Source organism: Oceanimonas sp. MB9, from assembly GCF_011319775.1.
GTDB classification, from domain to species: Bacteria; Pseudomonadota; Gammaproteobacteria; order Enterobacterales; family Aeromonadaceae; genus Oceanimonas; species Oceanimonas doudoroffii.
In genome coordinates this window covers 522,277-534,445 of record NZ_VFBE01000005.1, presented here as the reverse complement: position 1 = coordinate 534,445, position 12,169 = coordinate 522,277, and the positions used below count along the sequence as shown (strand labels likewise).

General features: G+C 59.6%; 9 protein-coding genes. 3 read left to right on the top strand and 6 right to left on the bottom strand.

All coding sequences use genetic code 11. The features are described from left to right. Positions 1 to 28 precede the first annotated feature (28 nt). Both OJHNALOF_RS05735 and OJHNALOF_RS05730 read left to right on the top strand, forming a co-directional pair. Positions 29 to 1,369, top strand: coding sequence for a sodium:alanine symporter family protein (locus tag OJHNALOF_RS05735; protein WP_094200047.1), 1,341 nt, complete (start codon positions 29 to 31; stop codon positions 1,367 to 1,369). 134 nt (positions 1,370 to 1,503) lie between these two features. After that, a complete protein-coding gene (locus OJHNALOF_RS05730; protein WP_165661435.1) occupies positions 1,504 to 2,856 on the top strand; it encodes a D-serine ammonia-lyase in 1,353 nt (450 codons plus the stop codon). A 114-nt stretch (positions 2,857 to 2,970) separates the two neighbouring features. Here the strand turns inward: OJHNALOF_RS05730 and OJHNALOF_RS05725 are convergent, their stop codons facing one another. Continuing rightward, positions 2,971 to 3,570 carry a hypothetical protein gene (locus OJHNALOF_RS05725; RefSeq protein ID WP_165661434.1) on the bottom strand — a complete coding sequence of 200 codons (600 nt, stop codon included), beginning with the start codon at positions 3,568 to 3,570 and terminating at the stop codon, positions 2,971 to 2,973. A gap of 194 nt (positions 3,571 to 3,764) precedes the next feature. On the opposite strand from OJHNALOF_RS05725, the gene OJHNALOF_RS05720 reads away from it, so the two are divergent. Next, positions 3,765 to 6,065, top strand: coding sequence for an arginine/lysine/ornithine decarboxylase (locus tag OJHNALOF_RS05720; protein WP_206063569.1), 2,301 nt, complete (start codon positions 3,765 to 3,767; stop codon positions 6,063 to 6,065). 78 nt (positions 6,066 to 6,143) lie between these two features. Here the strand turns inward: OJHNALOF_RS05720 and flgL are convergent, their stop codons facing one another. The 5 genes from flgL to flgH are packed head-to-tail and all read right to left on the bottom strand — an operon-like array spanning position 6,144 to position 12,157. Continuing rightward, complete coding sequence (gene flgL, locus OJHNALOF_RS05715; protein WP_094200051.1) at positions 6,144 to 7,394, bottom strand: flagellar hook-associated protein FlgL; 1,251 nt, start codon at positions 7,392 to 7,394, stop codon at positions 6,144 to 6,146. A 9-nt stretch (positions 7,395 to 7,403) separates the two neighbouring features. Next, positions 7,404 to 9,365, bottom strand: a complete 1,962-nt coding sequence (gene flgK, locus OJHNALOF_RS05710; RefSeq protein WP_240919640.1) for a flagellar hook-associated protein FlgK — start codon at positions 9,363 to 9,365, stop codon at positions 7,404 to 7,406. Between the two features lie 9 nt (positions 9,366 to 9,374). Further along, entirely contained in the window at positions 9,375 to 10,349 is a 975-nt protein-coding gene (gene flgJ / locus OJHNALOF_RS05705) for a flagellar assembly peptidoglycan hydrolase FlgJ (protein ID WP_094200053.1), read from the bottom strand. 31 nt (positions 10,350 to 10,380) lie between these two features. Further along, positions 10,381 to 11,472 carry a flagellar basal body P-ring protein FlgI gene (locus OJHNALOF_RS05700; protein WP_094200054.1) on the bottom strand — a complete coding sequence of 364 codons (1,092 nt, stop codon included), beginning with the start codon at positions 11,470 to 11,472 and terminating at the stop codon, positions 10,381 to 10,383. Positions 11,473 to 11,482: 10 nt separating this feature from the next. Beyond that, on the bottom strand, positions 11,483 to 12,157 hold the full coding sequence (flgH, locus tag OJHNALOF_RS05695) for a flagellar basal body L-ring protein FlgH (protein ID WP_094200055.1): 675 nt from the start codon (positions 12,155 to 12,157) through the stop codon (positions 11,483 to 11,485). Between the last annotated feature and the right edge of the window lie 12 nt (positions 12,158 to 12,169).

Sequence of the window (12,169 nt, the reverse complement as noted above, 5' to 3'; positions counted from 1 at the left end):
CATTTTTCTTCCTCCAGGAGTGACACCGATGGAATGGCTCACCTCTTTGCTGACCTCTGTAAATAGCGTGGTATGGGGCGTCCCCATGCTGGTTGGTATTCTCGGCCTCGGCCTTTACCTGCAACTGGGCCTTGGCCTGATGCCCATTCGCAAGCTGGGCACCGGTTTTAAGCTGCTGTTCAGCAAGGCCGAGGCCGGTGCCGGCGAAATATCTCCCTTCAACGCCCTGATGACGGCCCTGTCGGCCACCATTGGTACCGGTAACATTGCCGGTGTGGCCACCGCCATCTTCTTTGGCGGCCCCGGCGCCCTGTTCTGGATGTGGATGACCGCCCTGGTGGGTATGGCCACCAAATACGCCGAGGCGGTGTGCGCGGTGAAATACCGGGAAACCGACAAACTGGGCAACCATGTGGGTGGCCCCATGTATTACATTCGCAATGGCCTCGGTGCCAAATGGGCATGGCTGGGCGTGGCCTTTGCCATCTTCGGCGGCTTTGCCGGCTTTGGCATTGGCAATACCGTGCAGGCCAACTCGGTGGCCGACGCCCTGGATGCCTCCTTTGGCATATCCCACACCATGACCGGCATTGTGCTGATGGTGCTGGTGGGCCTGGTGCTGATCGGTGGTATTCGCTGGATTTCGGAAGTCGCGGGCAAACTGGTGCCGCTGATGACGGTATCCTACTTCGCCGCTGGTATCGTGGTGCTGGCAATGAACCTGGGTGAAATTCCCGCCGCCTTTGCCCTGATCATTGAACATGCCTTTACCCCTATCGCCGCTCAGGGTGGCTTTGCCGGCGCCGCGGTATGGGCCGCCATTCGCTTTGGTGTGGCCCGGGGCGTATTTTCCAACGAAGCGGGCCTGGGCAGTGCGCCCATCGCTCACGCCGCCGCCAAAACCGACAACCCGGTACGTCAGGGCCTGATCGCCATGCTGGGTACCTTTATCGATACCATTATCGTGTGCTCGGTCACCGGCCTGGCCATTATCGTGACCGGCAGCTGGACCAGCGGTGAAGCCGGGGCGTCCCTCACCACCCTGGCCTTCTCCCTGGCCATTCCCGGCGGTGAATACATCGTCTCGGTAGCGCTGGCCATCTTCGCCTTCACCACCATTCTTGGCTGGAGCTTCTACGGCGAGAAATGTGTGCAGTTCCTGTTTGGCGTCAAGGCCATCGTGCCCTTCCGCATTGCCTGGGTGCTGGCCCTGCCCATTGGTGCCACTCAGTCGCTGGAATTTATCTGGTTGCTGGCCGACACCCTGAACGCCATGATGGCCATTCCCAACCTGATCGCCCTGGCGCTGCTGAGCCCGGTGGTGTTCCGCCTGACCAAAGAGTACTTTGCCCGGCAAAAAGCGGGCTGACCGAACCAAGAAGCGGCCTCAGGGCCGCCTCTTATCATTCAAGTTAATACTGACGATGAACTCACAAGCCGGACTGCAAGGGTCCGGCTTTGCTTGTTATACTGGCGCCAGCTTGTATTCAGGACACCCTTTCCATGCATTCACATCCTCATTATTCCCGGCAGGCTATCGACGAGCTCTGCCACCGTTATCCGCTGCTCAACCCGCTGATGGCGCTGACGCCGGTCACCTGGTTCAACCCCGAACGCCAGCCGCTGGAGCGGGCGTTAAAGGGCGTGGCGCTGACCGCCGACGATGTCGCCGACGCCGCCGCCCGGCTGGGCCGATTCGCCGCCTATTTTCGCACCGTGTTTGCCGACACTCGTGCGCTTAATGGCATTCTGGAATCCCCGGTGCAGGCTATTCCCGCCATGCAGCACGCCCTGGACCAGCAGCTGAACGGCTCTCTTGCCGGCACCCTGCTGTTGAAGCGGGACGACCTGCTACCGATCTCCGGCTCCATCAAGGCCAGAGGCGGCATCTATGAGGTGCTGCACCATGCCGAGAAGCTGGCGCTCAAGGCCGGCCTGCTGCACCTGAATGACGATTACGCCCGGCTCGACAGCGACGAATTCCGCACATTTTTTGGCCGTTATTCCGTGGCCGTGGGATCCACCGGTAATCTGGGGCTGTCCATCGGCATCATCAGTGCCAAACTGGGTTTTCAGGTCAGTGTGCACATGTCGGCGGATGCGCGGGAATGGAAGAAGGCGCTGCTGCGCAGCCACGGCGTCAAGGTGGTGGAATATCAGAGCGATTACTCGGTGGCGGTGGCCGAAGGACGGGCCCAGGCACAGAGCGATCCCTACTGCCACTTTGTGGACGATGAAAACTCGGTGCAGCTGTTCCTGGGCTATGCCGTGGCCGGACTGCGGCTCAAAGCCCAACTGGAGCAGCAGGGCATTCGCGTAGACAAGGAGCACCCGCTGTTCGTTTACCTGCCGTGCGGCGTGGGCGGTGGCCCAGGGGGCGTGGCCTTTGGCCTGAAACTGGCCTTTGGCGATGCCGTGCACTGCGTGTTTGCCGAGCCCACTCATTCGCCCTGCATGCTGCTCGGGGTCTATACCGGCCTGCACGACGCCATTTCGGTACAGGATTTGGGTATCGACAACCTCACCGCCGCCGACGGGCTGGCGGTGGGCCGGCCATCCGGTTTTGTGGGCCGAGTGATGGCGCCGATGCTCGACGGCTTTTACACCCTGCCCGATGAACAAATGCTGAACCTGCTCGGCCTGCTGGCCCGGCAGGAAAACATGTTTCTCGAGCCCTCGGCCCTGGCCGGCATGCCCGGTCCCTGGCGCGTGGAAAATGAGGATCAGGGTTACCGGGAACGCATGGGGCTGACACCGGCACGGCTGGCACGCGCCCATCACCTGGTGTGGGCCACCGGCGGCGGCATGGTGCCCGAAGACGAAATGACCAAATACCTGAACACAAGCTGTAAGTAAAGTAGGTTGTGATGAGCGGAGCGAACCACAACGCGAAGCCGCCGGCGGACCGGCGGATTGTTGGAATTCGCTGCGCTCATTCGCAACCTACACTCTGACAGCTCCCCGAAGGGGTCAGAACCAGCCGCTGTTAAGCTTGTCCTTACAGCCCCAGTATTGCTCGGCATAGCGTTTGGCTCGGCTTTCCACCTTGCGTGAAACACCCAGCAGCCAGCGCTTGCGCAGGTGGTTGCCACGGCGGTAGCCGGTCCAGCCTTCGTGATAATTCAAATACTGGCCGTAGGCATCCCACTTGGAGATGCCGTTCAAGCGACTGGTTTTGCTCATATACCAGCCCATAAAGTCCATGGCGTCGTCAAAATCGTCCCGGTCGGCCCAGCCGTTGCCGGTTTCCCGTCGATAATCGGCCCAGGTTTCGTCCTTGGCCTGGGCATAGCCATAGGCACTGGAAGCCCGGCCATAGGGAATAAACAAAAACCAGCGCATGGGTGGCCGGGCATCGTGACGAAAACTGCTTTCCTGAAACATCATCGCCATGGTCACGTGCGCCGGCGCGCCCCATTTTTGCCGTGTGTCTTCCGCCGCCTCGTGCCAGTCGGGATATTGCTCAAAGATGGCACAGAGATTGGTGGGGTTCTTTGGCGGCGCCGTGGCACAACCAGTCACCAGTGCGGTTGCCAGGGCCAGGCCGGCGAGTCGAAAAAGTCCGGGCATGAAGGTGTCCTGTCTTAAGCCAGTCTCAAATAGTGCCTGCGATGCCGCTCCTTTTCCACACGAAAGGCGGTGGAGGTAAAGCATTTGACGTCTCACCGCTCCTCGCCGGACGCCATCAAATATTATTTAATCACCCAAAATGCATAACTATCTTTTGTCAGCCTTTTGGTCAGGCAGTAGAATGCGGATCGGCTATGATTTTGGCACTCGCTCCAGGCAACAAGGGACCATTGATGCGCTTTTACTTTCCCATCGTTATCATCGACGAAGACTTTCGCTCCGAAAACACCAGCGGCTCCGGCATTCGCGAGCTGGCGTCGGCCATTGAAAAGGCCGGCATGGACGTGGTGGGTTACACCAGCTACGGTGACCTGACCTCATTCGCCCAGCAGCAGAGCCGGGCCGCCGGCTTTGTGCTGTCCATCGACGACGAAGAGCTGGCCGGCAGCCGGGAAGAAGCGCACTCGGTACTGGAGCAGCTGCGCGGGTTTGTGGAGCAAATTCGCCACCGTAACCCGGACATTCCCATTTACCTTTACGGTGAAACCCGCACCGCCCGTCATATTCCCAACGCCATTCTGCGGGAGCTACACGGCTTTATTCACATGCACGAAGACACGCCCGACTTCGTGGCCCGGCACATTATTCGCGAGGCCAAAAGCTACCTCGACTCCCTGGCACCGCCATTTTTCCGCGCCCTGACCCACTACGCCCAGGACGGCTCTTATTCCTGGCACTGCCCGGGGCACTCCGGTGGCGTGGCCTTTCTGAAATCGCCGGTGGGGCGCATGTTTCACCAGTTTTTCGGCGAAAACATGCTGCGCGCCGACGTGTGCAACTCGGTGGACGAGCTGGGTCAGCTGCTCGATCACACCGGCCCGGTGGCCGCCTCGGAGCGCAACGCCGCCCGTATTTTCAATGCCGATCACCTGTTTTTCGTGACCAATGGCACTTCCACCTCCAACAAAATCGTGTGGAACTCCACCGTGGCCCCCGGCGATATCGTGGTGGTGGATCGCAACTGCCACAAGTCGATTCTGCACGCCATCATGATGACCGGTGCCGTGCCGGTATTCCTGATGCCAACCCGCAACCACTACGGCATTATCGGCCCCATTCCCCGCAGCGAATTCGAGCCCGCGCGCATTCGCCAAAAGATGGAAGCCAACCCCTTCTGCCGGGAAATTCTGGCTAAAAATCCCGATACCAAACCCCGAGTGCTGACCATTACCCAGTCCACCTACGACGGCATTCTTTATAACGTGGAAGAGATCAAGGGCCTGCTCGACGGTGAGATTGAAACCCTGCATTTCGACGAAGCCTGGTTGCCTCACGCCGCCTTTCACGACTTTTACGGTGACTATCACGCCATTGGCGAAGGCCGGCCGCGCTGTGAAGACTCCATGGTGTTCGCCACCCAGTCCACCCACAAGCTGCTGGCGGGCCTGTCCCAGGCATCTCAAATCCTGATCCAGGACGGCGAAAAGACCCGGCTCGATCGGCATGTGTTCAACGAAGCCTACCTGATGCACACCTCCACCAGCCCGCAATACGCCATTATTGCGTCCTGCGACGTGGCGGCGGCCATGATGGAAGAGCCGGGCGGCACCGCCCTGGTGGAAGAGTCCCTGGCCGAGGCACTGGAGTTTCGCCGGGCCATGCGCAAGGTGGACGACGAGTACGGCATCGACTGGTGGTTCAAGGTATGGGGTCCGGACGATCTCACCGATCACGGCCTGGACGAGCGCGACGCCTGGATGCTGCGCTCGGAGGACGGCTGGCACGGCTTTGGCGACATTGAACCCGGCTTTAACCTGCTCGACCCGATCAAGGCCACCATTCTCACCCCCGGGCTCAACATGAAGGGCCAGTTTGCCGAGTCCGGCATTCCGGCGGTGGTGGTGACCAAATACCTGGCCGAGCACGGCATCGTGATCGAGAAAACCGGGCTCTATTCCTTCTTTATCATGTTTACCATCGGCATCACCAAGGGCCGCTGGAACACCATGGTGACCGAACTGCAGCAGTTCAAGGACGATTACGACAACAACGTGCCGTTATGGAAGATTTTGCCGGAGTTTGTGCAGAGCCAGCCCAGCTACGAGCGAGTGGGGCTGCGGGATCTGTGCGAGCAAATTCATGCCGTGTACAAGGAAAACGACGTGGCCCGGCTGACCACGGAAATGTACCTGTCGGATCTGGTGCCGGCCATGAAGCCCGCCGACGCCTTTGCCAGAATGGCCCACAAGCAAATCGAGCGGGTCCCTCTCGACGAGCTGACCGGGCGCACCACGGCGGTGATGGTGGCCCCCTACCCGCCCGGCATTCCGCTGCTGATCCCGGGAGAGGTGTTTAACGACACCATCATCAGTTACCTGCGCTTTGCCCGCGAGTTCAACCAGCGTTTTCCTGGCTTTGAAACCTACATTCACGGTCTGGTGGCGGAAGAGCAGCAGGGCGAAACCCGCTACTTTGTGGATTGTGTGGCGGAATAAACATCGGGGCCGGCAAATGCCGGCCCCGTCTGTTTTCAGTACAACCTGGTGCCGGTACGCCGGCACGTAGTTATATCGTTAAATGTAGTTAAACAGGCTCATGCTCTGCACCTTGCCGAACATGGTCTGAGTAGCCTGCAGCGCCACCATGGTCTGGCTGAACTCGCCGGTGGCCTTGGCGTAGTCAAGATCTTCCATGCCGCTGCGCAGCTTGTTCAGGGTCAGGCTCATGTCTTCGTGGGTGAGCTGCTGGTTTTCCAGCCGCTGCATGCGGTTGCCGGTATCGGCGCGTACGCGGGTAAAATGCCCGGCCATGGCATCCAGTTCATCCAGCACTTCGATCATTTCACTCTGGCCAGAGGGGTTATGGCCGTCGCTTTCCAGCCAGTCTTTGGCCCTTTTGAGCACATCAAACACATTGCGGCTATCCTGGCCGGTGCCGTCTTTGACGTCAGAAGAAAGGGTGACTTTATCGCCCACTTTGGCTTCACCCTTGATGGTGATGTCAACACCATCGACGGTGACGGTGTCACCCGGAACATAAGGCGTCGGATCTGCGGGCGGCGCCGGCACCACATTGCCACCTGCGTCTGTGATGGTAAAGGCCACGCCGTCGGGGCTGTTGGGATCGGTGACAAAGTCGATGGTATAGGGGTGCGCGTCGGTAAAGCTGCTTTTGTCATTGATATGGGCCCGTTCAACACGCAGGTTGTCTTCCCGCGACTGGCTGCCCAGTTCATAGCTAACGGTAAAATCACCCCGCGGATTAGGCACACCACCAAACACCAGCTCGCCACTGTGGTTGATCCCCACCCTGACGTTGTCACCCACCATCATGTCTCGCTGACCGCCGTCACCACCATATACCACGGTACCGTCGGGCTGGCGGCTGAAGGGGGAATCATCGGTCTGAAACCCGCCGAAAATATACTGACCAAACTCATCCTGGGTGTTGGCCAGATCCAGCATTTCGTCGATGCGGCTTTGCAGCTCTTCCTTGTAGGCATTCCGTTCCTGCTGGGTCATGGCGGGATTGTTGGCCCCCAGCATGATTTCCTTTACCTGCTGGGTAATGGTTTCGGCGGAGCTTAACGCCCACTCTTCCCGACGCAGCCGGTTTTCCGCCAGGTTGATATTGTTCTGATACTGCTCGAGCTTGCGCAGCTCCTGCTTGTAGTTAAGGATGCCGTTGGCCGATACCGGATCGTCGCTGGCATGCTCCACCCGCTTTCCGGATGACATCTGCCCCAGTTGCTCATTGGCCTGGGAGGTGCGGGCGCTGATGTTGTTCAGGTTGCGCTGAATAAACTGAAAACTGGCAACACGCATTATGACTCCTTAGCGGATCTGCAACAGGGTATTCATGGTTTCACTGGCGGTGGACACCACCCGTGCCGCCGCCATATAGGACTGCTGAAAACGCAGCAGATTGGCAGCCTCTTCGTCCAGGTTAACGCCCGAGGTGGCCAGCATGCGATCATAGGATTGCTGGTAGGCCGCATCCGCCGCATCCGCCTTGACCCTTTGGTTTCGGGTCATGCTGCCAATGCCCACGGCCGTCTGATTCAGGCTGTCGGTGACGGTGGATTTACCATTGTTGAGCCACTTTTTGTTTTGCAGCTCGGCAAAGGCCAGGGCGTTTTCGTTGTTGCCCGAGCCACTGGCCTGACGAATTTCGAACTGATCATAAAGCTGAGCATCGCCGTTCATGCTTAGCTCAACATCGTTAAAGGCTATCTTGCCATCGGCATCAGGCACGCCGCTGAACAGGCTATTGCCGTTGCGATCGGTGACGTTATAGACAAAGCCTCCCGAACCATCATCTTCCACCTTGAGGTTAAGCGGGTAGTCGGCCTTGGCAATGGCGGTGGCCGGCGGAGTCGGTTCGGTCAGACTGACCGAAGGTTTGGCAGTGCCGGTATTATCGCCATCGGGGCTGACCATCAGCGAGCCGGATGCGGCAATCTGATCCCCGGTTTTCAGGTTCAGGGTCAAATCAATGGCGCCTTGGCGAGTGGGCTGAACCAGCATTTCATCCCCGGTGTTGGGAGTGTCACTGAGGGTCAGGGTAAAGCCAAGGTTGGGCGGCGTAATGGCCATCTGGGTGCCGGGGCCGGTCACTACATCACCCGCAGCCACCGTTATTTCGGTTCCGCTGGCGACGTCGGTAAACAGAAAGTCACCATTGGGCTGATATTTGAGGCTGTACTCACCGCCGGTCAGCTTGCCGGTATCGGTGATTTCCACCGCGCCCGACACACCGGGATTGTCCCCCACAAAGCGCTTGGCCATGGCGTCGGGATCGTTGATATCGTTAAACATGTTCTGGCCGGCATTGCCGTTCAGATCCACCCCCTGAGCCTGAATCTTGTTAAAGGCATCGGCAATGGCAATGGCGGTTTTACCCATGTCACTCAGGTTGGGGCCCAGCACCTGATCGCGATAATGAAACAGGGCGCCCATTTCACCGCCCAGAGCCTGGCTGCCCCTGAGCCGGGTAGCCTGGCCATTGCTGTTGGGTGGAAGCAGGTAAAGCTCAGTCTGTTGCTGATCCGGCGAGCCCGGCCGCACCTCCAGTTGATAGGCCTGATTGCCCGATACCAGGGGCTCGCGTCCGCCCAGCATGACCGACACCATGCCGTTACTTTCCTTGAGGGTGGTGATATGTACCTGCTGGCCCAGCTCCTGAATCAGCCGGTCACGCTGATCCAGCAGGTCGTTGGGCGGCGCGTTCTGGCCGGCGTTCAATATCTGCTGGTTGAGATCGGCAATACCGGCGGTGAGCGAACTGATGTGTTCGGCCCGGGATTCAATGTCCCGGTTCTTGATCATGCGCTCCTGCTCCACCGAGCTGTAGAAGTCGTTGAAATGGTCGACGATATCCTGCGCATTGGCCAGCATCAGTTCCCGGTTGCCCAGGTTGCCCGGGTTATCGGCCACGGCGTTAATGGCACCGTAGAGATCATCCAGGCTGCTGGCCAGGCCGGCATTCACACTGGTCATGGTCTTGTCGAGGTAATCGAGGTGATTGTAAAGCGCCTCGGCACCGGCCTTTTCGGTGTTGTTGATCAGCACATCGCGAAAGGCGTATTCCTGATACATGCGGGTCACGTCATTAACCCGAGTGCCGGTGCCGTAAAAATTGCCACCTGAAAACATGTGCATGGTAGTGGCTTGCTCGGCCCGCTGACGACTGTAGCCTTCGGTGTTCACGTTGGCAATGTTGTGGCCGGTGGTGGCCAGCTGGGCCTGGGCCGCCAGCAGCCCGCTTACCCCGGTTTGATACATATCAACAGCCATGGTGTGTCCTTATGCTTGTGAAGCCAGCCGATCGACGGTGTCGAGCACCGCCGAGAGCTTGCTGGCATAATTCGGATCGGTAGCGTAACCCGCCTGCTGCAGGGCCTGAAAATACTGCCGGGGCGAGCCGGTTTGCTGCAGCGCCTGGCCATAGCGAGGATTGTCGTTCAGAAACCGGACATAGTCGTTAAAACTGTCGTCAAAGGACGCATAGGATCTGAACGGTGCCCTTACTTGCACGGCGATACCCTGTTCGTATTCCAGGGTATTGACCCAGGTTTTTTGCGCTTTCCAGCTGTTATCGGCCTTGATGCCAAAAAGATTATGGCTGGACTCACCATTTTTTTTACCGATGATTTTTTTGCCCCAGCCGGTCTCCAGGGCCGCCTGGGCCACCATGGCTTTTGGGTCCAGCCCCAGCCGTTCAGCCGCCGCGGTGGCCGCCGGCAGCAGCCGGCGTACAAAATCCTTCGGCGATTCAAACTTCTGACCCGCTGCCAGGGTCACGGCATGTTCGAGTGTGTTCTGCGCCGCCTTCAGGGGCGGTCTGACTGCATCAGCAGCCTCCCCGTCACTGCCGGCGTCGGGCGGACGTACCACCTTACCCTGAATGCGCCGCACATTCTCCAGGCTGAAATGGCGGACCTCGGTGGCGGCCTCGTCCTCCTGGCCACCCAGCTGGCGCACAATAAGATCCGCCAACCCCAGGCTGCCCTGGCGACTGAGTTCGCTGCTCATCTGCTGATCGTGCATGTCCTGGTAAAATTGGGTGTAGCGGCTGTTCATGGGGCTGTCGGCCTCAAACACTTGGTTGGCCTCACGCATCGACTTGAACAACTGCTGGGTGAACAGACTTTCAAACTGGCGCGCGGCTTCGTCCAGCGCCTTGCCCCTGTCCTGCTCGAAGCCCTGCTGCCGCAGCCTATCCAGGCCCTGAATGTCATTGGCCAGCAGGCTGTTCTGAACCGAGTCGAGATGTTTCATGCGCTGCCTCCGCTCACCCTGTTTAAAGGCGTTAAATAATCACCAGTTCGCCCTGAATCGCGCCCGCCTGGCGCAGAGCTTCCAGTATTGCCACCAGGTCACCCGGGGCCACGCCCACCTGATTCACCGCCCGCACCAGATCATCCAGGGTGGTGCCGGTATCGAGCTTGAACATGCGGCCGTCTTGCTGCTCCACATTGATGCCGCTGTTGGGCACCACCACAGTATCGCCACCGGCCAGGGCATTGGGCTGAGACACCTGAGGGTTTTCGTTAATGGTGATAATGAGGCCGCCATGGGTAATGGCCGCCGGTTTAAGCTGAACCTGCTGGCCAATCACCACGGTTCCGGTGCGGGAGTTGACGATGATCTTCGCCGCTTCGTCGGCCACATCCACACTCAGGTTTTCCAGGGTTGACAAAAAACTGACGCGCTGGCCGGTGTCACGAGGGGCATACACGCTCACCGAGGTGGCATCCAGCGCCTGGGCGCTGGTGGGACCGACCAGATCATTGATCACCTCCGCCATGCGTTTGGCGGTGGTAAAGTCGGGCCTGTGTAGATTAAAGGTAATGGTATCGCCCCGGGCAAAGGAGCTGGGCACTTCCCGCTCTACCATGGCGCCCGCGGGAATGCGGCCCACGGTGGGCGTATTGATCATGATGGAAGAACCATCGGCGCCTTCCGCCCCCAAACCGCCAACCACCAGGCTGCCCTGGGCCAGGGCGTAGACCCGACCGTCCACTCCCTTCAGAAAGGTCTGCAACAGGGTGCCGCCACGCAGGCTCTTGGCCTCGCCAATGGCCGATACCGTCACGTCTATGGTCTGGCCCGGCTTGGAGAACGGCGGCAATTCGGCATGCACCGCCACCGGCGCCACGTCGTTCATCTTGGGCCGCAGGTTATCAGGCACGGTAATGCCGAAATTGGTCAGCATGGTGCGAAAGGTCTGCTGGGCAAAGGCGTTATTGCGCTCGCCGGTGCCGGGCAGGCCCACTACCAGGCCATAACCCACCAACTGGTTGGCACGCACGCCCGCCACCGAGCTGATGTCCTTGATGCGGGCCGCCTGCGCCGGCAGCGCCAGCAGGCAAACAAGCAAAAGGCCACTGAATCGTTTCATGCCGTTTCTCCTAGAAAGGGAACCAGGGACTGTTAAAGAATTTGGCCAGCCAGCCGCGGGACTGGGTATTGGCAAAGTCGCCGGTACCGCCATAGTAGATGCGGGCATTGGCCACCCGGGTGGACTCTACCCGGTTGTCAGCGCTGATGTCCTCGGGACGAATCATGCCGCTGATGCGCACATATTCCTCGCCGGTGTTCAGCATCAGCCACTTCTCCCCCTGCACCATGAGGTTGCCGTTGGGCAACACTCGCGCCACGCTCACCGTGATGCTGCCCTGCAGGCTGTTGCTCTGGTTGGTGTTCGCCTGGCCGTCAAACTCGTTGTTGCTCGACATGCTGGCGGTCACCGGGTACCCCGCCACATTGATGGGCTGGCCTCCGATGTTGAGCGGATTGATATTGAGGCTGCCGTCCTTGGCCTGCTGGGTGGTCGCTCGTTTCTGGGCTTGGGTTGACTCGGCCAGCTCCACGGTAATGATGTCCCCTACCCGGTGAGCCTTGATGTCGGAATAGAGGCTGTTGGCATAGTTGTCCTGAAAAATGGCGCCATTGGGTTCGAGCTGCTCCTGCCCCGGCCCCGGCATCACGGGGGCATAGGCCGGATCGTCGGGCTTGGGGGTATAGGGCGTGGAGGTACAGGCCGCCAGCAGGGCGGCCGCGCTCAGGATCAGGACACATCTCATGGCCGGTCTCCG